18 protein-coding genes are annotated in these 23,111 nt (G+C 57.6%); 6 read left to right on the top strand and 12 right to left on the bottom strand.

All coding sequences use genetic code 11. From position 1 onward, the window contains the following. Positions 1-44: 44 nt before the first annotated feature. Positions 45-785, top strand: a complete 741-nt coding sequence (locus DYU11_RS22910; protein ID WP_119670065.1) for an SDR family NAD(P)-dependent oxidoreductase — start codon at positions 45-47, stop codon at positions 783-785. Here the strand turns inward: DYU11_RS22910 and DYU11_RS22905 are convergent, their stop codons facing one another. Then, positions 786-1,739: a hypothetical protein gene (locus DYU11_RS22905; protein ID WP_119670064.1), complete on the bottom strand. Its 954-nt coding sequence runs from the start codon at positions 1,737-1,739 to the stop codon at positions 786-788. Positions 1,740-1,887: 148 nt separating this feature from the next. Then, positions 1,888-2,640: a DeoR/GlpR family DNA-binding transcription regulator gene (locus DYU11_RS22900; protein ID WP_119670063.1), complete on the bottom strand. Its 753-nt coding sequence runs from the start codon at positions 2,638-2,640 to the stop codon at positions 1,888-1,890. A gap of 54 nt (positions 2,641-2,694) precedes the next feature. Between DYU11_RS22900 and nudK the strand changes: the two genes are divergently transcribed. Both nudK and DYU11_RS33500 read left to right on the top strand, forming a co-directional pair. Beyond that, entirely contained in the window at positions 2,695-3,282 is a 588-nt protein-coding gene (nudK, locus tag DYU11_RS33505; RefSeq protein WP_199736768.1) for a GDP-mannose pyrophosphatase NudK, read from the top strand. A gap of 1 nt (position 3,283) precedes the next feature. Next, the gene (locus DYU11_RS33500; protein ID WP_199736766.1) at positions 3,284-3,658 is read left to right on the top strand and encodes a DUF4406 domain-containing protein; all 375 of its coding nucleotides are present in this window, start codon (positions 3,284-3,286) and stop codon (positions 3,656-3,658) included. Here DYU11_RS33500 and DYU11_RS22890 read toward each other — a convergent pair. The 3 genes from DYU11_RS22890 to DYU11_RS22880 form a co-directional block, all read right to left on the bottom strand. After that, positions 3,639-4,022 carry a DUF3037 domain-containing protein gene (locus DYU11_RS22890; RefSeq protein ID WP_119670062.1) on the bottom strand — a complete coding sequence of 128 codons (384 nt, stop codon included), beginning with the start codon at positions 4,020-4,022 and terminating at the stop codon, positions 3,639-3,641. The genes DYU11_RS33500 and DYU11_RS22890 overlap by 20 nt on opposite strands. Then, complete coding sequence (locus tag DYU11_RS22885; RefSeq protein ID WP_119670061.1) at positions 4,000-4,797, bottom strand: HipA family kinase; 798 nt, start codon at positions 4,795-4,797, stop codon at positions 4,000-4,002. The genes DYU11_RS22890 and DYU11_RS22885 overlap by 23 nt, the downstream gene beginning before the upstream one ends. Positions 4,798-4,916: 119 nt before the next feature. Then, positions 4,917-7,448, bottom strand: coding sequence for a PIG-L family deacetylase (locus tag DYU11_RS22880; protein WP_119670060.1), 2,532 nt, complete (start codon positions 7,446-7,448; stop codon positions 4,917-4,919). A 308-nt stretch (positions 7,449-7,756) separates the two neighbouring features. Between DYU11_RS22880 and DYU11_RS22875 the strand changes: the two genes are divergently transcribed. Continuing rightward, positions 7,757-10,024: a sodium-translocating pyrophosphatase gene (locus tag DYU11_RS22875; protein ID WP_119670059.1), complete on the top strand. Its 2,268-nt coding sequence runs from the start codon at positions 7,757-7,759 to the stop codon at positions 10,022-10,024. Between the two features lie 83 nt (positions 10,025-10,107). Here DYU11_RS22875 and DYU11_RS22870 read toward each other — a convergent pair whose 3' ends face one another. The 7 genes from DYU11_RS22870 to DYU11_RS22840 form a co-directional block, all read right to left on the bottom strand. Continuing rightward, a complete protein-coding gene (locus DYU11_RS22870) occupies positions 10,108-10,635 on the bottom strand; it encodes a class I SAM-dependent methyltransferase (RefSeq protein ID WP_119670058.1) in 528 nt (175 codons plus the stop codon). Between the two features lie 112 nt (positions 10,636-10,747). Then, positions 10,748-11,317 carry a 50S ribosomal protein L25/general stress protein Ctc gene (locus DYU11_RS22865; protein WP_119670057.1) on the bottom strand — a complete coding sequence of 190 codons (570 nt, stop codon included), beginning with the start codon at positions 11,315-11,317 and terminating at the stop codon, positions 10,748-10,750. Positions 11,318-11,411: 94 nt separating this feature from the next. After that, positions 11,412-12,353, bottom strand: coding sequence for a ribose-phosphate pyrophosphokinase (locus tag DYU11_RS22860; protein WP_119670056.1), 942 nt, complete (start codon positions 12,351-12,353; stop codon positions 11,412-11,414). Positions 12,354-12,402: 49 nt separating this feature from the next. Beyond that, positions 12,403-13,026 carry a phosphatase PAP2 family protein gene (locus DYU11_RS22855; RefSeq protein ID WP_119670055.1) on the bottom strand — a complete coding sequence of 208 codons (624 nt, stop codon included), beginning with the start codon at positions 13,024-13,026 and terminating at the stop codon, positions 12,403-12,405. A 21-nt stretch (positions 13,027-13,047) separates the two neighbouring features. Next, positions 13,048-13,440 (bottom strand): VOC family protein, encoded by a 393-nt coding sequence (locus tag DYU11_RS22850; protein ID WP_119670054.1) that lies wholly within the window; start codon positions 13,438-13,440, stop codon positions 13,048-13,050. 71 nt (positions 13,441-13,511) lie between these two features. Continuing rightward, positions 13,512-14,492 carry a tryptophan--tRNA ligase gene (trpS, locus tag DYU11_RS22845; RefSeq protein WP_119670053.1) on the bottom strand — a complete coding sequence of 327 codons (981 nt, stop codon included), beginning with the start codon at positions 14,490-14,492 and terminating at the stop codon, positions 13,512-13,514. Between the two features lie 106 nt (positions 14,493-14,598). Next, positions 14,599-16,866, bottom strand: coding sequence for an NADP-dependent malic enzyme (locus DYU11_RS22840; RefSeq protein WP_119670052.1), 2,268 nt, complete (start codon positions 16,864-16,866; stop codon positions 14,599-14,601). Between the two features lie 339 nt (positions 16,867-17,205). Between DYU11_RS22840 and DYU11_RS22835 the strand changes: the two genes are divergently transcribed. Together DYU11_RS22835 and DYU11_RS22830 are read left to right on the top strand one after the other, a co-directional pair. Beyond that, positions 17,206-18,309: an efflux RND transporter periplasmic adaptor subunit gene (locus DYU11_RS22835; protein ID WP_119670051.1), complete on the top strand. Its 1,104-nt coding sequence runs from the start codon at positions 17,206-17,208 to the stop codon at positions 18,307-18,309. Between the two features lie 8 nt (positions 18,310-18,317). After that, complete coding sequence (locus DYU11_RS22830; RefSeq protein WP_119670050.1) at positions 18,318-22,856, top strand: efflux RND transporter permease subunit; 4,539 nt, start codon at positions 18,318-18,320, stop codon at positions 22,854-22,856. The last annotated feature ends 255 nt before the right edge of the window (positions 22,857-23,111 follow it).

The raw sequence follows: 23,111 nt of genomic DNA, 5'->3' as shown, positions 1-23,111 counted from the left end.
GATAGCATTGAGTGAGATTTCCCCAAACACATTACCAAAAATAAATGGAAGCACTAAACAATCGGGTCGCCCTGGTAACAGGCGTAGGCCGGGCCGCAGGAATTGGCTTTGAGGTATGCCGCCAACTGGCCAGTCAGGGTATTACGACGCTGCTGACCGCCCGCCGGGCGGAAGCCGCTGAATCGCTGGCCGGAACGTTACGGGACGAAGGACTGGATGTGCGGCCGTATGGCCTCGACGTAGCCGAACCCGACAGCGTTCGCCAGCTTACTGATCGCATTCAGGAGGACGTTGGTCGGCTCGACATCCTCATTAATAATGCCGCCGGTACGTCGGCCTACGGCGAACAGGCGGCAACCGCCGATCTGGACCAGGCCCATGTGGTGCTGGAAACCACTCTGTTCGGATCGTGGCGGCTCATTCAGGCGCTGCTGCCCCTGCTTCGGCAAAGTCCCGCCGGCCGGATTGTGAACGTTTCCAGCGGGGCCGGTTCGCACGGCGACCCGATGTTTGGGCTGGCAACCAACAACCAGATGGGAACAAGCTACGCCGTTTCGAAAGCCGCGCTGAACGCCCTGACGTCGAAACTGGCGCTGGAAGAAAAAGAAAGCAATGTGCTGATCAATGCCGTGTGTCCCGGCTTTACGGCTACCTTCGAAGGGGGAGAAGCTATGGGCGCTCAGCCCGTAGCGGATGGGGCCGCCGGTATCGTCTGGGCAGCACTGCTCGACAACGACGGCCCCACGGGTAAGTTCTTCCGCAACAAAGCAGAACTTGCCTGGTAGTTAGTCATCAACGTCAAGGAGCACTCCACCGCCGGGTACGTCGACAATCGGCTGATTAACCTGGCGGCTCCGGCAAACCTGCAGGGCCTTTCGGGCCTGTTCGAGAACGGCCGTAGCGGCCGGTAGCTCGGCCTGCTGTTCGCGGATCATGGCGATGATACCCGGTTTTTGCGGGCCGGGGGCATTCCGCAGTTCTTCCTGAAGCGAACGAATCTGATTCCGGATGTTCTCGATGGTAGCCAGCGCCCCGTTTACGGCGTTGACCTCCGCCTGACAGGCATCGACGGGAACCGGTTTGCCAGCCAGGTTACCCGTTATTTCGTACTGCTCGCTGCCGGATTGGTTGCTGAACGTCAGCGTGAACGCTCTGGTGGAGGTCGTTTGGCCCACCGAGCCGAGACTCTCGGTATCACTGCCGACTACGTCGTCGAGATTCAGTGTGCCGAGCTTAACCCGCAGCTTCTGGCTGGTTGTCAACCCACCTTTTATGGCCTCTTCGACAGCCTCCTTCACCTGCTTCTCAATCTTTGCCCGGACGGCGGCTTCGGCCGTGGGATTACCCTGCGCGGCTCGCAGCTCCAGCAGGTTGGCGATCACGGCCTCCTTAAGACCGCTCGAAAAGGCTTTGAAACCGGCCCGCATAGCGGCTTCCGGCGTTTCGTCGTTTTCCCACAGAACGACCGATAGAATGAGGATGAAGCGCTGTGGGTTGTCGGCAAAGCGAACCCGCAAAGTCCGGACCGATGCCGGAATGTCGACGGTTTCGCCCGCCCGCATGTTGTTGCGAATCACCACGCGGGCATTGTCCAGGACCAGATCGGCCATATTCACGTTGCCGTTGCTGGTGTCAATCCAGATCAGTACCGGCCAGATAAAGGGCTCGGAATGACCGCTGCCATCACTTTCTTTGATGCACCGCAGGCGTTCCAGCGTAACAATTGCGTCAGTTGCCATTGTGTTGAAAAGTAAGAGTTTAGGAATAGACAGGCCGGCCAGTTGCGACAAAAGCAGCAGACCGTCTGGTGTTATGCTAATCTCTACTATACTACTGGGAAAACAATAAACCTTTGAGTGAACGGATGATCAGCCAACCGTTTCTTACTCAGTTGATCAGCGTAATCCCTGCCTGTCGGTAGGCCTCGACAATCCCGGCGCTGGCTTCCTGGTCGGTGATCAGCACATCAAACAGACTCAGCGGAGCAAATTGAAAGTACTTGTCCCGTTCGAGCTTTGAGGAGTCGCAGAGGAGGTAAACACTGTCGGCATGGGCGGCCATGGTCGTGGCTGTACTGGCTTCTTTCTCGCTGTGGGCGCTCAGGCCATTCTGGAGCGAAACACCATCCACGCCGATGAACGCTTTGTTTGCCCGGTACCGGGCCAGGTGTTGCTCGACCATCAGCCCGTGAATCGCCTGGCGTTCCTTGTCCACTTCGCCCCCCGCCAGGTTAACCGATACGTCCGACGACAGAAGCTCGGCCACTACCGGCAGCGAATTGGTCACGACGGTGATGCGCTTGTTGCGGATAAACTGACACAAGCGAAACACCGTACTGCCGCAATCCATAAAAATCACGTCGCCTTCCTGAATCTCCCGGGCGGCCAACTGACAGATGTAATCTTTTCGTTCGGCGTTAACGGCCGTTTTGTTGGCAAACCGGAAATCATCAGTGGCCAAACTGATCTTCATGGCACCCCCGCGTGTGCGGTACAGCAGCCCCGCAGCCGATAACTGCGTCAGGTCGCGCCGGACGGTCATCTCCGAGGTTTGCAGCAGTTGGGCCAGTTCCTGAACGTCGACAGATCCCTTTTGCTCGACCGTTTGCAAAATAAGCCGCTTCCGATTTTGATAATTCATAAACAACGATCACTTTTGCACAGCAATGAACAAAAATAAACAATAATGAACAGTATGCAAAATAACCGGGTCCAAATCATTGACGAGAAACTGCTTTCGGACAATTGGTATGTTCTGAAAAAATTCACGTTCAGCTACCAGCGAAAAGACGGGCACTGGGAAACGCAATCCCGCGAAGCCTACGACCGCGGCAACGGTGCTACGATTCTGCTGCACAACCCGGAGGCCAATACGGTGATCCTGACCCGGCAGTTTCGGTTACCGACCTACGTCAACGGCAACCCGACGGGGATGCTGATCGAAGCCTGTGCCGGCCTGCTCGACAACGACCAGCCCGACGACGCCATTCGGCGCGAAACGGAGGAAGAAACCGGCTACCGGATCCAGTCGGTCGAGAAAGTAATGGAAGCGTACATGAGCCCCGGCTCCGTGACGGAGAAGCTGTTTTTCTACCTCGCTGAGTACTCCGCCAATACGGAGCGCCGGGGTGGGGGCGGTGTCGACGAAGAGGAAATCGACGTCATGGAAATTCCCACGGCGCAGGCAATGGCCATGATCGAAAGCGGGGAGATCCGGGATGGTAAGACGATTATGCTGTTGCAGCACCTGCGGCTCCGGCAACTCACCGCATCGCTTAACTGACATGCTGATCCTGATTGCTGGGCCATACCGATCGGGGACTAACGACGACCCCACGCTGATTGCCCAAAACATGCACCAGATGGAAGAAGCGGCTCTGGCCGTTTATCGAAAAGGGCATATGCCTGTTTGTGGCGAGTGGATTGCGCTGCCGTTGATCAAAACGGCGGGCGCAACGCAACTTGGCGACGCAATCTTCAACGAGCTGTTTCACCCGGCTGCTGTTCGGCTGATCGACCATTGCGATGGCGTTCTGCGTGTGGGTGGATCCTCGGCGGGTGCCGATGAAATGATGCGTGAGGCCGAACGCAAAAATAAGCTACAGTTCTGGGCGCTGAGCGAAATAGCCGATCAGGTCTTCACTGCACCAACTGACTGAATAGGCGTTCGAGGGTTTCGCGGGCGTCGGTGCACATACCGGGATGCACCGGCGACGTTTGCACAACGGTACTGCGGGTGGCCGTGAGCCACCGGAACCGGGCAGCAAGGGGCAAATGGCCGATCGGGCCGCCTTCGGAGCGGCCGGCGCAGATGCGTTCGAACGCCCGGAGCCGGTCCCGCAGTTCAGATACGTCCAGTTCGCTGGTGAAGGCCCGGAGCCGGTCCTCGGGCAGTTCGTACATCGTCTGCAGAAAACCCTGGCCCGGACAGTAAACAATGACGCCGACGTTCATAAACTCTTCGCGCTCCACGCGGGGAACAACCCGAATGACGGCGTATTCAAACAAGTGCTTTTCTGGCATGCTGCGCTTCCTTGACAAAAACTTCGGAGTGGGCGAGTCGGGTTTCTAAAAACTGACTGTAGATCTGGCGCTGTTCATCAGCGGACTCAACGGATGGGTCATTGGTGAGCCATTCGTCGGGAACCAGCGATACGATTGACTGGATGATGGCCGGGTTCAGCACCGAGCGAAACTCGGCATCAACGGCATCGAGTTCGGAGGCCCGGGGGAGCAGTACGTGGTCCTTGACGGGGCCAAATGGCCGCTTTGCCTGCTCCTCCCACGGCAGACCGGCGTGGTGGAAATAAAGTGACGCGCCGTGGTCGATGAGCCAGAGTTCCTTGTGCCAGATCAGCATGTTCGTGTTGCGGGCCGTGCGGTCTACGTTCGTCACGAAGCAATCGAGCCACACAATCTGCGACGCCAGCCTGGCATCGACGGCGTTCACAATCGGGTCGAACGTAATGGCACCGGAGAGGTAATGCAACCCCAGATTCAGCCCTACGCTGGCTTTCAGCAGGTCCTGAATTTCTTCGTCGGGTTCCGAGCGGCCAAAGGCGGGGTCGAGTTGGGCGAACACGATCTCGGGAATTCGAAACCCCAGCGCCCGGGCCAGTTCACCGGCAATCAGTTCGGCAATGAGCGCCTTAGTACCCTGCCCGGCCCCCCGAAACTTGAGTACGTACAGAAAATCGTCGTCGGCTTCCGCAATCGCCGGGAGCGAGCCGCCTTCGCGCAGGGGCGTTACGTAGCGGATCACATGGACGGTTCGGAGTTCAGGCTGTTGATAACTCACAAGTGCGTAATTCGAAAGGCAGGCTGTCGATGGCAATTATACCGACAGCTTGCTGGTCTGGTTCAAAAGTTAACCGATTTTTTAACGAGCCTGACCGAGCGAGGCAGCGCCAGCCCCGTTTACTTCCCGACCGAAATCAGATTGGCAAACAGGCGGTAGGCACCCGGCACCCCGGCGGGCAGCTCGCGGAAGAACACCAGACCCGTGTAGATATAGTGTCCTTTGCCGTATTTGGCGTAGATCAGGCTACCCTGCTTGGCCGCTTCGCCAGTATCGTTGACGGAAAAAATCGGCTCATACGCCTTGTCCCAGTCCTGGGCGAAGTAAATACCGCGCTCCTGAATCCAGCCTTTAAAGTCGGCTTCGGTAATTTTGTTGGGACTGTTCAGCAACGGATGCTGGGGACTGATGAAGTTCATTCGGGCATCTTCCTCCGTCACCCGCTCGCGGCCGACACTGAACGGATACGGCCCCATCTGAGACACCTTCAATCCATTCTGAAGCAGCCCACTTCCGCCCGCCGTTACGTACTGCACAACCATCGTTCCGCCGTTCCTGACGTACTCCATGAGCTTGGGCTGAAAATTGACCAGATACTCGTTGGTGTTGTAGGCCCGGACGCCAACCACAATGGCATCGTAGACCGACAGGTTGCCGTTCAGTTCGGTTGGCCCGAGCAACGTAACGCGGCATCCCATCTGTTGCAGCGCAGCCGGTACTTCGTCGCCCGCCCCGACGATGTAACCCACGTTTTTGGCCGTAACCTTCACGTCCAGCTTCACCAGTCGGGCTTCGGCGGGGGGAAACAGCGTTTGCGTCGGAATGTGCGGATAGGCCACCAGGCGGATACCGTTCGTGAACGTACCGTTGCTGGTCGTCATCACGGCCCGTAGCGACGCAATATTTTGCGTTTCTACGGCGGTTGCAGTCGGGGAAATCTGAAAATACAGCCGTTGCTCAGCGCCTTTGTTGGCGATCGAGAACGACTGCTGCGCCGGCACAACCCGCCAGCCCGCCGGTACGTCCAGCTTCAGGGTGCCGGATACGTTGGCCCGGCCAGCCTTCAGCACCACTTCGGCGGTTTTGGGGGTGTTGTCCGAAAAGACATATACCCGTTCGGTCAGGTTCGCCATTACATCAGGTTGTACCACAAAAGGCCGGTAGATTTCGCCTTCGACCGGATCGGTAAATTTGTAAATCCACGGCCGGCTGAACGTAAAGCGTTGCCCGTCGATCTCGAAGGTATAGCTGGTGGTGAAGTTGGGCGGGTTTTCGGGCAAACCGATCAGCTGCTGATTGTCTATCTGGAACAGCCCTTTGTCGATCGGCTTCTCCAGCCAGTACGGCTGCGAAATCTTCTGAGTCTGCGGAATAGTGACCGTCGCAGGCAGCAGCGTAACGTCGTTGGGTTTGAGGGCCAGGTTTAGGGTCGTGTCTTTGCCGGTTGAATACCGTACCGACAGCAGCCGGATCGGGGCCTCGGCCCGGCTTACTACGTTGGTCGTAATCCGGATGGTTTCGCCCGGCGTAGCGGCATAATCAGTGGGATTGGTTTCAAACCACAGACCCAGGCACTGCTGAATGAGCGCTTCAACCTCCTGCCGTTTTGTCCGGACGTACAGATTCGTGGTATCCAATCGGCTGATGGCCTGATGCAGCCGCACCAGCGCCGGTACCGAAGCCGCCGGCTGATCGGGCTGGAAATCGGCAAGCAGTTGAGTAACCTGCGCCTGCACGGCCTGGCTGTTGGGTACCCGCTTCCAGGTAATATCAACGCCATCGAACGGGTCTTTTTCGGCGGGGGCACCGGCTTTCAGGAGCAGGTAATCGACGCGAGCGCCCCGGTTGGCCGAAACCCCAAACCCCTGACTCTTGTGCTGGCTTCGGCTCTCGGCCGCGATTTCGCCGTACGACTTGCCCAGCAACGGATTATACAGACCCGTTTCGATCCCAATCAGGTTGCCGGCTTCGTCGGGTTTCTTGTTGCTCAGGAAGGCACCGGGAATAAACACATTCCACATGATCCGCTTGGGCTGCCAGGGCTTTACATACGCCAGTTGCTCGGGAAACCGGGTCGGATCACCCGCAATTTTAAACGCTTCTTCGGCCAGAAAACCGGATGCGCTGTGGTGGCCATGACCGGCCCGCTGATCGGGCGGAAACCGGGTAATGATTACATCCGGCTGGTATTTGCGGATAACCCAGACAACGTCGGACAGCACTTTGTCGCGGCCCCAGATCCGGACCGCTTCGTCGGTTGATTTGGAAAAGCCGAAATCATAGGCCCGGCTAAAGAACTGATCCGGACCGTCGACCCGCCGGGCCGCCAGCAGTTCCTGCGTCCGGATAATACCGATGTATTCGCCCTGTTCCGGACCGATCAGGTTCTGACCGCCGTCGCCCCGCGTCAGCGACAGGTAGCCGGTGCGAACCAGCCGGTCTTTAGCCAGGTACGCCAGCAGCAGCGTGTTTTCGTCGTCGGGGTGAGCGGCTACGTAGAGGGCCGTACCGAGTACGTTCAATTTCTTCAGGTTAGACACTATTTCACCGGAGGGGGTGGGTTTGATCGGGCCAAACGGCACCTGTGCGAATAGCGTTACGGAGAGAAGCAGGCCGGGAAGGGCAGTAAACAGTCGGCGGATCGGGCACACAGTTTTGATGGTCGGGTTAACAGTACAGGCAAAGATAACGGCTGCTGCGCTTTTTAGGACATGGATGCCGAAGAACAGGTGTTGGAACTACTCAGTAAAGCCGGGCCGAAACTAGTTGATACGTATACGATACGAACGAACCGGCGCGGACAAGGCGCATCAGCCGTGGCCCAACCGCCCAGTTTCCTAAAAGAACGTAAATAAACCTTAAAAAAAGTCAACTTGTGCTTGGATTCCCGTTTGGTTATGGAGACCAAAATTCTATCTTTGGGCGCAATTCATATTTCTAAAACCTACTAATCGTACGCATGAATAATAGTGTCTATCTTGTACCCGTCCTGGGGATTATTGGCCTGGTGGTAATGTTCTTCAAGTATCAGTGGGTGTCGAGGCAGGATGCCGGCGACGCCCGGATGCAGGAAATTGCTTCATACATTGCCAGCGGAGCCATTGCGTTCCTAAAAGCCGAGTGGCGAGTTCTTATCATCTTTGGCGTAGTTGTAGCCGCCTTGCTGGCCTGGTCGGGTACGCTGGTCGAAAACTCCGACTGGGTAATCGGCGTGGCCTTTGCCATTGGGGCCTTTACGTCCGCCCTCGCCGGCTACATTGGCATGAACATCGCCACCAAAGCCAACGTCCGTACGGCGCAGGCCGCCCGCACTAGCCTGACTCAGGCTCTGAACGTATCCTTTACGGGGGGCTCGGTTATGGGAATTGGTGTAGCCGGGCTTGCCGTACTGGGATTGGGCAGCTTATTCATTCTCTTCTATACAACATACGTAACGGGTACGGGCGGTGCCTTCGGCGACGTGAATGGTCTGCCGATGGAGAAAGCACTGGAGGTACTGGCCGGTTTCTCGCTCGGTGCCGAATCCATTGCCCTGTTTGCCCGTGTTGGGGGCGGCATTTACACCAAGGCGGCCGATGTAGGGGCTGACTTGGTGGGTAAAGTCGAAGCCGGTATCCCGGAAGATGACCCGCGCAACCCGGCTACCATCGCCGACAACGTAGGCGATAACGTAGGGGACGTGGCCGGTATGGGGGCCGACCTCTTCGGTTCATACGTGGCTACCATCCTGGCTACGATGGTGCTGGGGCGCGAAATCCGTATCCCCGAAAGCGAAAACATGTTTGGTCATGCGCCCATTGTTCTGCCGCTGGTGATTGCGGGGCTGGGGCTGATCTTCTCGATCATCGCTACGTATTTTGTGCGGGTGAAAGACGATACCGGCAACGTACAGAGTGCTTTGAACCGAGGGAACTGGGGATCTATTATCCTGACAATCGTTGCCTCCTACTTCCTGGTAACCAGCATGCTGCCCACCGGTACCCTCGAAATCCGGGGCGTTGAATTCGACCGGATGGATGTGTTCTACGCCATCTTTACGGGGTTGGTTGTCGGTGCGCTGATGTCGACCATAACCGAATATTACACCGCCATGGGACGCCGGCCGGTCCTGTCGATTATCCGGCAGTCGGCGACGGGTGCTGCTACCAATATCATCGGGGGCTTATCAGTCGGTATGGAATCGACCGTACTGCCGATTCTGGTGCTGGCGGCTGGTATCTACACATCCTACCATTTTGCCGGTCTGTATGGGGTGGCCATCTCGGCCGCGGGGATGATGGCTACAACGGCCATGCAGTTGGCCATCGACGCCTTCGGACCGATTGCCGACAACGCCGGTGGTATCGCCGAAATGAGTTACCTGCCCGAAGAGGTACGTGGCCGGACCGACATTCTCGATGCCGTCGGTAACACGACCGCGGCAACCGGTAAGGGATTTGCCATCGCATCGGCTGCCCTGACGGCCCTGGCGTTGTTTGCGGCTTTTGTGGGTATCTCGGGTATTTCGGCCATCGATATTTACAAGGCCGACGTACTGGCCGGGTTATTCGTAGGCGCCATGATTCCGTTTATTTTCTCATCGCTGGCCATTGCGGCCGTGGGACGGGCGGCTATGAAAATGGTCGAGGAAGTACGTCGTCAGTTCCGCGAAATTCCGGGTATTCTGGAAGGAACCGGCAAGCCTGAATATGAAAAATGCGTGGCCATTTCCACGCAGGCCTCCATCCGGGAGATGGTGCTGCCGGGAGCCATTGCGTTGACCGTACCCGTTATTGTGGGTTTCATCTTCGGGCCTGAGGTGCTCGGGGGCCTGCTGGCGGGCGTAACGGTATCGGGCGTGTTGATGGGGATTTTCCAGAACAACGCCGGTGGTGCCTGGGATAACGCCAAGAAGTCGTTCGAAAAGGGCGTACTGATCAACGGCGAAATGTTCTACAAAAAGTCGGAGCCGCACAAGGCATCCGTAACGGGCGACACCGTCGGCGACCCGTTCAAGGATACGTCAGGCCCCTCGATGAACATCCTCATCAAGCTGATGTCGATCGTGGCCCTGATCATTGCGCCCTACATCGCCGTCATTCCCGCTGAGCCCGGCACCCGAAACAACCGCGAAGGCATTGAAGCCGTTGGTGGCCAGGAAGGCGTTGATCTGGAAAAATCAACGGGGGCAGATAACAAGGATGTCGACACGCCCAATAAACCTGAGCAGGACGACGAACAGCGGTAAGGCTGATTGATTGGATACGGCATACTGACTGTACACAGACCAGCTTCCGAACGAAGCTGGTCTGTTCATATATGGCTGTCTGCTTAGCCTCGGCTGATAAACGCTGCGTAGAGATTGGCCTTACCGTAGCGCGAAGGTCGCTCGTGAAGTTTTTGAATCGACGCAAAGCCGGCTTCCTCAAACAGCTGCGACAGCGATCGGAAGCTGGCGGGAAAAGGCACCCACGGATTGCCCTGATCCGTGTCATACTCGACAATCAGAAAACGGCCCGAGGCTGTAAGGTGCCGAATGGCTTTCTGTAAGAACGTGCGTTTATCGCTGACGTAATGCAGCGAGTTTGCCATCAGCAGGCCATCAAGCGGAGGAAAGGGCCAGTCATCCTGCGCGAAATCAAGGCGAAGCGGACGGATGGCTACGGGACCGGTTTCCGAAGCGGCTGGTAAAGTCGATTCATCAATATCCACGGCGTAGATGTGGCTTCCCGGTTGCAGAAACCGGGTCAGCGCCTTTGTAAACAGGCCATGGCCGCATCCCAGATCAGCCCAGACTGAGGCCTGAGACGTAACAAGCTGGTCGTGGCTGATGAGTTCAATGGCTTCAGTCAATTGCATAGCATACAGGGTTGATTGAAAGGGTTCAGTCAGTAAACAAAAAAGCCCTCCTGCGGTTGCAGAAAGGCCCTTTGTATCTATTAGTCTGAAAATAATTCCGGTACGGATAACCTTACTTGCCCGAAACCTGGCCGCGGAGTGAACGCGGGATTTCGATGGACGCAACCGGGTTAGACCCTTGCTCCAGCATCTGGATACCTTCTACCGGAATCTGGCTTACGCGAATTGATTTACCCAGATCCAGATCGGACACGTTCACGTCGATGTAATCGGGGATTTTATCGACAGTACCTTTCACGCGCAGCTTCCGCACACGCGTTACCAGCTTACCGCCTTTTTGTACACCCGGTGCGTTACCGACGATACGAACCGGAACCGCTACCTTAACCGGCTTGTCGTCCGTCACCTGCAGGAAGTCAGCGTGCAGCAGCACGTCGCTTACCGGGTGGAATTGAGTCTCCTGCAAAATGGCCCGGTACTCGTCACCTTCAATGTTCAGCGTGACTTCGTACACATCGGGTGTATACAGTAACTCACGGAACAAAATCATCGGTGCGAAAAAATGCACCTGCTCCTGGCCACCGTACAATACGCACGGCACATTACCCTCGGCCCGAATCGCCTGGGATTCCGTGCGGCCGAGATTCGCTCTTTTATACCCTACAATCTCGAGTTTTTTCATGGTTTTTAAAATTTAAAGAGTGAAAGAGCGAATGAGCGAAAGAGTGTAAAGCTGGGTTTGACCGCGCTCTTTCACTCTCTCATTCTTTCGCTCTTTAATATCGAATAAACAATGAACTAATAGATTCGTGATCTCTGATGCGGCCGATGGCTTTGGCAAACAGTTCGGCCACCGACAGCACTCTGATTTTGGCGTTCGGCTGCTGCATCGGCAACGTATCGGCCACAACCAGTTCTTCCAGCACGGAGCCGGCAATGTTTTCGTGCGCTTTGCCCGACATGACCGGGTGCGTACACACCGCCCGCACGGACTTGGCTCCCTTTTCCATGATGATCTGGGCTGCCTTCGCCATCGTTCCGCCGGTGTCGATCAGGTCGTCGATCAGCACAACATTAGCGCCTTCAACGTCCCCGATAACCTGCATAGACGCAATTTCGTTCGCCCGCTTGCGGTGTTTGTCGCACAGCACAATGTCGGCGTTGAAATGCTTGGCAAAATTCCGGGCCCGGGCCGCACCACCCACGTCCGGTGAAGCAATTACCAGATTGTCGAGGTGCAGGCTTTTGATGTACGGCACAAAAACCGACGTTCCTTCCAGATGGTCGACCGGGAAATCAAAAAAGCCCTGAATCTGACCGGCGTGCAGATCGATGGTCATCAACCGGTCCGCTCCCGATGCCGACAGCAGGTTGGCAACGAGCTTGGCGGCAATGGCAACCCGGGGCTTGTCTTTCCGATCCTGCCGGGCGTACCCAAAATACGGAATGACGACCGTTACGTAGTGTGCCGACGCCCGACGAGCCGCATCCACCATCAGCAGCAGCTCCATCAGGTTGTCGCCGGGTGGGGGCGTCGATTGAATCAGAAACACGTCGCATCCCCGAACCGATTCCTCAAAACTCGGCGACATCTCACCGTCGCTGAATCGGCGGCAGGTGTAGCCGCCTAAGTCCTTGCCATAATGATGCGCAATTTTCTCGGCTAAATACGTCGACTGAGTGCCTGAAAAAATCTTTACCGGATTAAACGAAGCCATGGTGGCGGGTAAATTTCCCGCAAAGATACGGAAAAAACTGGTTTTTGATTCACTGTTTCCGGTTTTCGGTGTGTGGTTTGCGGGCCCCGACGGATCGTTTTCCGGCCGATTGAGCGTGTAACGTCTTCATCACGAGCCGAAAACCGGATACCGACACTATAGCCGCCAGTACGCCGATACCCGCCCCGGCCAGCACATCGAGCGGGTAGTGCGCACCGACGTAGATCCGGCTGTAGGAAACGAGTAACGCCCACAGATACGTCCATTTTACCCACGGATGCTGTTTGCCGACCAGCAGCCATACGCTGGTCGCGAGCGTGAAGGTGTTGGCCGCGTGCGACGACGCAAAGCCGTATTGCCCTCCGCATTCCAGCAGCGGATGGATCAGCGGCTGCAAGTCCGGTACGTGGCAGGGACGGAGCCGCAGGGTGAGGGGCTTGAGCAGGGCCGACGCCGTCTGGTCGCTGATGACGACGGCTACGACCAGCGTCAGAATCAGTCCGATGGCTTGCCGGCGGTATTGATACACCAACCAGCCAATCAGCAGCGCGTAGAACGGAAACCAGGTGTTACGCTCCGTGGCCCAGACCATGATTGGGTCGAGCCAGGGTGCGTAATGGCCATTGAGCCACAGAAAAAGGTCAGTATCGAGTTGGTTGAGGGTTTCGCGCATGATGAGCGCAAAGGTAACACCTTACCGCTTTGGCTGAATCAGGTCCCACAGATTGCCGTACAGGTCACTGAATACGGCTACCGTTCCGTATAGTTCCTCAACAGGGCCGCGAACGATACGTACGTTATGCTCCCGAAGACGCTGAAAGTCCCGCTGGAAATCGTCGGTATGCAGAAAGAACGCCACCCGGCCGCCGGTCTGGTTACCAATCCGGCTCGTCTGTTCCTCACCTACCGCCTGGGCCAGCAGCAGGTTGCAGCCGGGGTTTCCTTTCGGGGCTACGATAACCCAGCGTTTGGTGTCGCTCAGGCGGGTGTCTTCCAGTAGCTCGAAGCCCAGAACCCTGGTATAAAAGTCGATGGCCTTGTCGTAATCGTCAACAACCAGGGTTACGTGGGCAATTCGCTGCTGCATGAAGTCAGGGGTTGGTCAGGTCTGGTAGGGGATACGTATCCCGCATAGAAAGCCCGGCGTCGCCAGACGGGTTAGTTAAAGCCTAACTTCTCCCGCACCCGGGCGATGGTCCGGCTGGCAATAGCACGGGCTTTTTCTTCGCCCGCCCGAAGTTCGGCTTCCAGGGCCTCGTTGTTGTCCATGTAGTAGTTGAAGCGCTCCCGCTCGGTGGCAAACCGGTCGACGATCAGCTCATAGAGTGCTTTCTTGGCATGACCGTAGCCGTAGCCGCCCGTTTCGTAGTTCCGGCGCATCTCGGCCACCTGCTCGTCGGATGCGATCAGTGAATAGAGTTGGAACGTAATGTCCTTATCCGGATTCTTTGGTTCTTCGAGGGGCGTTGAGTCGGACACCACCTTCTTGATCACTTTATAGAGCTCATTGCCAGGCAGGAAAATGTCGATGTAGTTGTTGTACGACTTGCTCATCTTCTGGCCGTCGATGCCGGGAATGGTCATCAGCCGCTCGTCGATGCGGGCTTCGGGCAGCACAAACACCTCTTCGCCGTACTGGTGATTAAACGAGCTGGCAATATCGCGGGTCATTTCCAGGTGCTGCCGCTGATCTTTCCCGACAGGCACAATGTTGGCGTCGTAGAGCAGAATGTCGGCGGCCTGCAAAACCGGATACGTGAACAATCCCGCCGAGGCCGACTGTTCGCCCAGCTTGGCAACCTTGTCTTTGTAGGAGGTGGCATTCTGAAGCATCGGAACGGGCGTAAAGCAGTTGAGGTGCCACGCTAATTCGGTATGCTCCGGCACCCGCGACTGCCGCCAGAACGTATTTTTCTGCGTGTCCAGGCCAAACGCCAGCCAGGTAGCGGCCACGGCCCGGGTGTATTCCCGGCGCGTTGGTCCATCTTTCAGGGAAGTCAGTGAGTGGAGGTCGGCGATAAAAAGAAACGACTCGTTTTCGGGTTGTTTGGATAAGTCGATCGCGGGTTTGATCGCGCCCAGAATATTGCCCAGATGAGGCCGCCCGCTGCTTTGAATACCGGTTAAGATTCGTGCCATACAATGAGAGGAAGAGGAGAAAAGGGAGAAGAAAGGGAGGAGGGGGAGGAAAGGGAATTGATAACCCCCTTTTTCCCTCTCCTCCCTTTTCTCCCCCTTCTCCTTATTATTTATTTTGCGCTTCAACTACCGCAATGGCGACCATGTTGACGATCTCGCGCTCTGAAGAACCTAACTGCAGTACATGCACCGGTTTGCGGATACCGAGCAGAATAGGACCGATGGCGTCGAAGCCGGCGGCTTCCGACATCAGGTTGTAAGCAATGTTCGACGCCGACAGGTTCGGGAAGATGAGCGTGTTGGCGCCATCCTCAACCAGTTTGCTGAACGGATGGTTCTGCCGCAGCAGCTCCGTGTTGAACGCCAGGTGCGCCTGGATTTCGCCGTCGACAATCATATCCGGGTGCTTCTTTTCCAGGATTTCAACGGCCCGGTTCATCTTCTGCGCGTCTTCGCCTTTGGCGCTGCCGTAGTTGGAATACGTGACCAGCGCAATGCGCGGTTTGATGTTGAACCGCTCAACGGCCCGGGCCGTCAGTTCGGTAATTTCAACGATCTCTTCGGCGGTTGGGTTGAAGTTCACCGTCGTATCGGAGAAGAACAGCGGGCCCCGTTTGGTCAGCAGGATGTACATCCCGGCCACCTTTTGTACGCCCGGCTCTTTGCCGATGATCTGAAGCGACGGCCGGATCGTATCCGGGTAACTGCGCGTCAGCCCCGAAATAAGGGCATCAGCTTCCCCGGTTTCGACCATCATGGCCCCGAAGTAATTCCGGAAATACATCTGCTTGCGGGCTTCCGTCGCGTTGACACCCTTGCGCTTCCGCTTGTCGAAATACAGGTCGGCAAACCGCTGAATCAGCGCATCCTGCTCCGGCGAACGCGGGTCGATGATGGGAATGTCGCCCATATCGAGGTTATTCTGCGTAATAATCTCCCGGATGGTGTTCGTCTGCCCGAGCAGTATTGGAAACGCGATGCCTTCGTCGCGGACCTGCTGTGCCGCTTTCAGCACCTTCAGGTTTTCGGCATCGGCAAACACAACCCGCTTCGGGTTTGTCTTGGCCTTGTTGATGATCACGCGGGTGATCTGATTGTCCTGACCCAGCCGCCGGGCGAGCTGCTGTTCGTAGGCATCCCAGTCTGTGATCGGGTGTTTGGCAACGCCCGAATCCATAGCGGCCTGAGCCACAGCCGGCGCTACGGTTGCCAGCAGGCGCGGGTCAACCGGTTTCGGAATGATGTAGTCGCGGCCGAACATCAGGCTGTCCTGTCCGTAGGCCAGGTGAACGATGTCAGGAACGGGCTTCTTGGCCAGGTCAGCGAGGGCGTGAACGGCCGCCAGCTTCATTTCTTCGTTGATCTCGGTGGCCCGAACGTCCAGCGCGCCCCGGAAAATGTAGGGGAAACCCAGTACGTTGTTCACCTGATTAGGGTAGTCGGAGCGGCCGGTTGCCATGATGATATCCGGTCGGGCGGCCGTGGCGTCTTCGTAGCTGATTTCGGGGGTTGGATTGGCCATGGCGAACACAATGGGGTGGTCGGCCATCGAACGGACCATGTCCTGACTCACTACGTTGCCTTTCGACAAGCCGATGAACACGTCGGCCCCGACAAAGGCTTCTTCGAGTGTTTTCAGGTCGCGGGTGGTCGCAAACTGCCGCTTCCGATCATCGAGGTCGGCGCGGTCAGTACGAATAACGCCCTTGCTGTCGCACATGACCACGTTTTCGAGTTTAGCCCCGAGCGCTACGTAGAGCTTGGTGCAGGAAATCGCCGACGCGCCCGCGCCGTTCACCACGATTTTAACGTCACCGATCTGTTTGCTGACCAGTTCGAGGGCATTCAGCAGGGCGGCCGCACTGATGATAGCCGTACCATGCTGGTCGTCGTGCATGATCGGGATGTTGAGCTCGCGCTTGAGCCGCTCCTCAATCTCGAAGCACTCCGGGGCTTTGATGTCCTCCAGGTTCACCCCCCCGAACGTCGGCTCCAGAATCTTCACCGTCCGGACAAATTCATCGACGTCCTTGGTGTTGAGTTCAATATCAAATACGTCAATGTCGGCGTAAATTTTGAAGAGCAGGCCCTTGCCTTCCATCACCGGCTTGCCGGCTTCGGGGCCAATGTCGCCCAGGCCCAGGACGGCGGTACCGTTGCTGATAACGGCCACCAGGTTGCCTTTGGTCGTGTATTTGTACACGTCTTCGGGATTGGCTTCGATGGCCAGACAGGGTTCGGCTACGCCGGGCGAATAAGCCAGCGTCAGGTCGCGCTGCGTGCTGTATTCTTTGGATGGAATAACCTCCAGTTTGCCCGGACGGCCTTTTGCGTGGTATTCGAGGGCGTCTTCGCGTCGGATTTTTTGCTGCATAAGAAGATGGTTGATGAGTCGGACGGCTCCGGCCGCCGTCGCCCAGGCAACAATGCGCTGGACGGTGGTTTGTTGTACCAGGGTTTTGGTGCGCGAATGTACTAAAAACAGTGGGAAGTCGCTCGATAATTGCGTTCCGGTCTTTCCCGCTTACCTACCGAAAGGGCCGGAACTCGGTGTTCAATGCCCTCAGGAAGCGCCTGGCTAAAACTTAGGAACGCTTCGGTGGGGTTCCCCTACGCTTCGGTAGCGGACTGAGTCGGCTGGGTCCGATTTCTTCCGGCGCTCGTCCGGTCGTGCAATAGGTTTGTGGTGTCAGTCAAACCAGAAAACGACCAGATGAAAAAGTGGATCGCTGTTTTAATCGGGCTCCTGGTGGTCGGTAGCGCTACTGCGCTGCTGATGAGCAACCGCCGAAAGCAGGAAGCTCAACTCGAACTTACCCGTCGGCCACTCGCGACTACGGTGGCCGTTGCCCGGGTGCAGCAACGAACGTTCGCCGAGCCTGTCGAGTTTATCGGCAAGACCGAAGCCTGGCGCGAGGTGCAGATGACCGCCACTACCCAGGGGGTTATCCATGATCTCTACGTGCGGCTTAACGGTCTGGTTCGGCCGCATCAGCCCATCGCGCGGGTCGATGCCGAATTAACCGAAATTTCACTGCGGGCAGCCGAAGCGGCCCTGCGAAAGGCGCAGACGGATCTGATTCGGTACGAAACCCTCTACCGCGAAAATAACGTACCGGCGGCCGATCTGGAAAATGCCCGTCTGCAAGGCAAGAACGCGGAAAGTCAGGTGCTGACGCTTAAAAAACAACTGCGTGATGCCGTCGTCAAAGCGCCCATTGGCGGCACCGTTACCGAGAAAAACGTAGAGCCCGGCATGTTCATCAGCCCCGGTACGCCGTTGATGACCATCACCGACGTATCGGCGGTAAAGCTGGTCGTAGCCGTGCCGGAAGCCGAGCTGACGCAGTTCTGGCCGGGTCGGCGCGTACCGGTAAGGTTCGAAGCGTATCCCGGTCAGTCGTTCACCGGGACGGTGCATCAGATCCGGCTGAAAGGAGGGGAGGTAGGCCGGTTCCCGGTTGAAATCCGGGTGACCAACGAAGCGAAGCGTCATCCGTTGCGGGTGGGTATGACGGCCCACGTTACGTTAACCGCTGCGCAGCCCACCACGGCGCTGACCATTCCACGTACCGCCCTGATTACGCAGCAGGCCCAGCCGGCCGTGTACCTGTTTCGCAACGGGCGGGTAGCGCACCGGCCGGTGGAAACAGAGCGAAACGCTGGTGAATACGTCCTCGTTCGTGGAGGATTGCAACCGGGCGATAGCGTAGTGGTCAGCGGAACGGGTGAGTTACGCAACGGGCAGCTGGTGCAGGTTGCGCCGGAGGCTTTCAGGCAATCGGCGGTACGTCGGAACAAAACCGTAACCCAATAAAGATCGCTATGAAACTGACTCAGCTCGCCATTAACCGGCCCATTCTCGTTATTGTCCTGTTTTTAGTACTGGGAATTCTGGGAGCTTTTTCCTATACCCAGCTTCGCTACGAACTGCTGCCCGATGTTTCAACGCCTTTTGTTACGGTCACTACGTTCTATCCGGGCGCATCGCCGGCCGAGGTGGAAACCGGACTGACAAAACCCGTTGAAGACGTGGTATCGACCGCCGATCGGATCAAGCGGATTACCGCCCAGTCGCTGGAAAACGTATCGCTCATCCAGATTGAGTTTCGGCAGGGGACCGACCACGACCGGGCATTGCAGGAAGTGCAGCGACGGGTCAACGAGATGGTTGCTACGTTACCCGCCGACAGCAAAACGCCCATTGTGGCCAAATACTCGCTGTCGGATCTGCCCGTGCTGCGGATTGCGGCTACCAGCCAACTGCCGGATCAGGCGTTTGGTACGCTGCTGAAAACCCAGCTTAAACCCCGCATTGCCCAGACGCCCGGCGTCGGTCAGGTTACGTTTGTAGGGTTGCCCGATACCGAAGTACGCGTGGCCCTGGACGCGGCCCGGCTCAAATCGCTGAACGTGTCCGTGCTGCAGGTAGTGAACGCCATCCGGGCCTCGAACCTGAACGTACCGGCGGGAGCGATCAAGGATACAGACGCTGCGTATGCCGTACGAGTGGTTGGCAAGACGGACGCGATCGATCAGCTTCGCAACATTGTGGTGTTCACCGACAGTTCAGGAGTAAACATCCGGCTTGGGGACGTAGCGACCATTCAGGCCGCCCGTAAGGATGTTGAGAACATCAACCGCTTCAACCGCAAGGCGACCGTGGGGCTGCTCGTGACGAAGCAATCCGGGGCCAACAACGTTGAGGTGAGCCAGGCCATACGGGACCTGCTGGGCCAGTTTGAGACGGAGTACAAGTTGGCGGGGTTGTCGTTTGCCATCGCTCAGGACGCGTCGGAGTTCACCCTGGCTGCAGCCGAAGCCGTTAACCACGATCTGGCGCTGGCGGTGCTGCTGGTGGCACTGGTTATGTTCGTGTTCCTGCACAGCCTCCGGTCGTCGCTGATCATCATGGTGGCCATCCCGGCTTCGCTGCTGTCGACGTTCATTGTCATGAGCCTGCTCGGGTTCACGCTGAACCTGCTGACATTGCTGGCCTTGTCGCTGGTGATTGGCATACTGGTCGACGACTCGATTGTGGTCCTCGAAAGCATTTACCAGCAACTGGAGCGCGGTAAAGACAAACGGACCGCGGCCCTGGAAGGACGAAACGATATCGGCTTTGCGGCCATCGCCATTACGCTGGTCGACGTAGTGGTGTTCGTGCCGCTATCGGTTGCGCCCGGCCTGATTGGGGACCTGATGCGGGAATTCTCGCTGGTGGTGGTGAGTTCAACGCTGTTCAGTCTGCTGGTGTCGTTTACACTGACGCCCATGATCGCGTCGCGATTCGGGCAGCTTGAACAACTGACGGGTAAAACGCTCATGGGGCGTTTCGGCTTGTGGTTTGAGCGCGGGTTCGACCGGCTTACGGCCGCCTACCGGGATGTACTGGCCTGGGCGCTCGGGCACCGCAAAACAACGGCCTTACTGGCGGTTGGCCTGTTTGTGGCTTCGCTGCTGTTGCCGTCTACGGGTTTCATCGGGGCTGAATTTACGCCCCCGACCGACAAAGGCGAGATTAGCATTACGCTGCAGTTTCCGGAGGGGCAAAAGCTGGCGCAAACCGATGCGCTCGCCCGGCAGTTTGAACAGGCGCTGTACCAGATGCCCGAAGTCCGGCGGGTGTTTACCAACGTAGGTTCCAACCCCGACAGCTTCGGGGTTACGTCGGCGAGCAACAGCGTGGAGTTTTCGGTGACGTTTTCGCCCAAAGACGAACGGAGTAAAGATCTGGTCATGCTGACACAGGACGTGAAACTGCGGGCGGCTCAACTGCCCGGCGTACGACTCAAAGCCTACCCGATTGGGATTCTGGGCGCGGATGGGTCAACGCCCATCATGCTGATCATCAGCGGGGCCAATCGCGAAAAAGTACGTAGCGAAGCTGCGCGGATTGCCGACGTCATGCGGGCCATACCGGGCACGGCCGACGTGCGCTTTTCCGGGCAAACGCAGAAACCCGAAGTGCAGATCGAGGTGGACCGGGAGAAACTGGCCCGCTACGGCCTGACCACCGAAGCGGTAGGTTCGGCAATCCGAACGGCGCTGGCCGGATTCGATGACCTAAAGATTCAGTCCGGGGCCGATGGAAGCGGGGCGGTCAGCGATCAGTCGGTGACCCTGCGGATTCAATACGCTGAACCGTTCCGAAGCCGTACCGAGCAACTTGGCCGGTTGTCGCTGCAGAACACCAGTGGGCAACTGATTGAACTCCGGCAGGTTGCCGACATTCACGAAGCGTTTAACCCGGCCGTACTCGAACGGAAGGACCGGAACAACGCCGTGACCGTAACGGCCCAGGCGGTCGGTCGACCCGTCGGCGACATTGGCGTCGATATTCAGCAGGCCGTTGCGAAACTCGGCATTGACCCGTCGGTGCGGGTGCTTTACGGGGGTGATCTTGAATTGCAGGACGATTCGTTCGGCAAACTGGGACTGGCGTTTGGGGCCGCCATCCTGTTCATGTACCTGATCATGGTGGCCCTGTACAATTCCTGGGTGTATCCCCTGGTGGTGCTGTTCTCGATCCCGATGGCCCTTGTGGGCGCGTTGTTCGCACTGGCGTTCACCATGAACTCGCTGAACATCTTCACCATTCTGGGACTCATCATGATGCTCGGGCTGGTGGCCAAAAACGCAATTCTGCTGGTTGACCGGGCGAATCAGAACCGGGAGCAGGGGCAACCGCTCGTCGATGCGCTTCTGGAAGCGGGCCAGAGTCGGCTCCGCCCGATCCTGATGACAACGCTGGCCATGGTCATCGGGATGCTGCCTATCGCGCTGGCAACCGGACCCGGGGCCGAACTGAAAAGCGGACTGGCGTGGGCCTTGGTAGGAGGCATGTCGAGTTCGATGCTGCTGACGCTCGTTTTTGTGCCGACGGTCTACATGGACGTCGCCCGACTGCTGGCGTGGGTGAACCGGCGCGGAGCTAAGGGCGTGGGGCCGGGCACACGGGGCCGGGGGGTAGGGGCCAAAGCCGTTTCTGCTGCGATGGTTTTGGTAATGCTCAGCCCATGTACGCTGACTGCTCAACCCTCTACCCCTGGCGCCCTCGCCCTCAGCCCTACGCCCCCGGCCTCCCGCTCACTATCCCTGCAGCAAGCGGCTGATCTGGTGCGGGAGCAGAACGGTGACGTTCGGGTCGCGAAGATGGACATCGAAAAAGCAGATGTTCGGCTGGAAGACGTAAACCGATCGTGGTGGCCGACTCTTAACGGCGCTGGGCAATACACCTACAACATCAAACCACCCGTGTTTTTCTTTCCGGCGTTTTCCATCGATCCGGTGACGGGTAGTTTTGCCATCGACGAAAACCGGCTCCAGCCCGTTCAGGCCGCCTTACGTCATGCCTATTCCGGGGCCGTCAATCTGGCCATGCCGCTGTTGCAGCCCGATCTGCGCATCGGCCGTAAACTGGCTGCTACGGCCCGGAAGGCCGCCAGCGAAAGCCTGCGGGCGGTGACGGCCCGGCAAGTGACGGAGGTGAAAAAGCACTACCTGAACATACTGCTGGCCGAGGAGCAGCGCCGACTGGCCCTTTGGAGTCTGGAGCGGGCGCAGGAAGCGTTGCGCGAAGCCCGAAACCTGTACCGGGTTCAGCTGGCTATGGATGCCGATACGTTGCGGGCATTCGTGGAGGTGGAAAACCAGCGCCCCAGTCTGTCGAAACTTGACCGGACGATCCGGCTGCTCAAAAATCAGCTTAGTACGTTGCTGGGACTGAAGCCCGGTACCGAGCTGGTGCTGACCGACTCGCTGGTGTACCGACCCAATGCTGTGGCGGGCGAAGACGTAACGATTGGCCGGGCCTGGAACCTGCGGCCTGAATTACGGCAACTGGCGCTCAGCCTGGAGCAAAGTCAGCAGCAGGAGCAGCTTGAACGTACCCGGCGACTACCGACCCTCTCGCTTTTCGGCCAAGTCAGTACGCTGGCCCAGTTGAACGATTTTCGGTTTCAGAACAGCCGCTGGCCGCTGGTTTTGTACGCCGGGCTGCAACTAAATATCCCGCTTTTCAACCCGACGAATGAGCTGAAGATTCAGCAGGCGCGAATCACGTACTGGCAGGGACAGGAACAACTGCGTTACAATAAAGAGCTGGTTGCCAACGAGGTCCGTTCCATTTTGTACGCAACCGACGAAGCCCGCGATCGGATTAAAACGCAGGATGGCGTAATTCGGGCGGCCGAGCGGAGTTACCAGCTTACGCAAAGCCGCTATCGGCAGGGACTGACCCGGTTCAGCGACCTGACCGATGCTGAACTGGCGCTTCGGCAAGCACAGAGCAACCGACTGCAGGCGGTATACGACTACCTGGTCGCTCAACTCGACCTGGATCGGGCGGTGGGTATGGAATGAACCGACCAGGAGCAGTACGGTTGCCCAGACAGGGCTGCTCCTGGTCGTAATGGCGTGATTCTGCCTGCTTTACGTACGGACGTTTGAATGTATACCTCAGCCTAACAAACCCGGCAGCGGAGGAGCTGTTCGACAACTCTGCAGGATGTCGTTTCAGTTAGGTCGTATGGCGTTTTAGGGTGCTCTACGGCAGCTTCAGGCAGTTTCGCTGGGTCTTTCACTATTGACTTATCTACTTTTGGTCACAGTTTCACC

The organism is Fibrisoma montanum, from assembly GCF_003583365.1.
Taxonomy (GTDB): Bacteria; Bacteroidota; Bacteroidia; order Cytophagales; family Spirosomataceae; genus Fibrisoma; species Fibrisoma montanum.
Note: the sequence above shows the minus strand (reverse complement) of the source record. Positions and strands in the feature narration are given on the sequence as shown.

What these genes read in the sequence shown, in the direction of transcription:
- DYU11_RS22900 (WP_119670063.1), bottom strand. Translation starts at nt 2,640, where the DNA reads ATGAATTATCAAAATCGGAAGCGGCTTATTTTGCAAACGGTCGAGCAA.
- DYU11_RS22855 (WP_119670055.1), bottom strand. Translation starts at nt 13,026, where the DNA reads ATGCGCGAAACCCTCAACCAACTCGATACTGACCTTTTTCTGTGGCTC.
- DYU11_RS22905 (WP_119670064.1), bottom strand. Translation starts at nt 1,739, where the DNA reads ATGGCAACTGACGCAATTGTTACGCTGGAACGCCTGCGGTGCATCAAA.
- DYU11_RS22840 (WP_119670052.1), bottom strand. Translation starts at nt 16,866, where the DNA reads ATGCAGCAAAAAATCCGACGCGAAGACGCCCTCGAATACCACGCAAAA.
- DYU11_RS22865 (WP_119670057.1), bottom strand. Translation starts at nt 11,317, where the DNA reads ATGAAAAAACTCGAGATTGTAGGGTATAAAAGAGCGAATCTCGGCCGC.
- DYU11_RS22830 (WP_119670050.1), top strand. Translation starts at nt 18,318, where the DNA reads ATGAAACTGACTCAGCTCGCCATTAACCGGCCCATTCTCGTTATTGTC.
- nudK (WP_199736768.1), top strand. Translation starts at nt 2,695, where the DNA reads ATGCAAAATAACCGGGTCCAAATCATTGACGAGAAACTGCTTTCGGAC.
- DYU11_RS22870 (WP_119670058.1), bottom strand. Translation starts at nt 10,635, where the DNA reads ATGCAATTGACTGAAGCCATTGAACTCATCAGCCACGACCAGCTTGTT.
- DYU11_RS22835 (WP_119670051.1), top strand. Translation starts at nt 17,206, where the DNA reads ATGAAAAAGTGGATCGCTGTTTTAATCGGGCTCCTGGTGGTCGGTAGC.
- DYU11_RS22910 (WP_119670065.1), top strand. Translation starts at nt 45, where the DNA reads ATGGAAGCACTAAACAATCGGGTCGCCCTGGTAACAGGCGTAGGCCGG.
- DYU11_RS22890 (WP_119670062.1), bottom strand. Translation starts at nt 4,022, where the DNA reads ATGCCAGAAAAGCACTTGTTTGAATACGCCGTCATTCGGGTTGTTCCC.
- DYU11_RS33500 (WP_199736766.1), top strand. Translation starts at nt 3,284, where the DNA reads ATGCTGATCCTGATTGCTGGGCCATACCGATCGGGGACTAACGACGAC.
- DYU11_RS22860 (WP_119670056.1), bottom strand. Translation starts at nt 12,353, where the DNA reads ATGGCTTCGTTTAATCCGGTAAAGATTTTTTCAGGCACTCAGTCGACG.
- trpS (WP_119670053.1), bottom strand. Translation starts at nt 14,492, where the DNA reads ATGGCACGAATCTTAACCGGTATTCAAAGCAGCGGGCGGCCTCATCTG.
- DYU11_RS22850 (WP_119670054.1), bottom strand. Translation starts at nt 13,440, where the DNA reads ATGCAGCAGCGAATTGCCCACGTAACCCTGGTTGTTGACGATTACGAC.
- DYU11_RS22875 (WP_119670059.1), top strand. Translation starts at nt 7,757, where the DNA reads ATGAATAATAGTGTCTATCTTGTACCCGTCCTGGGGATTATTGGCCTG.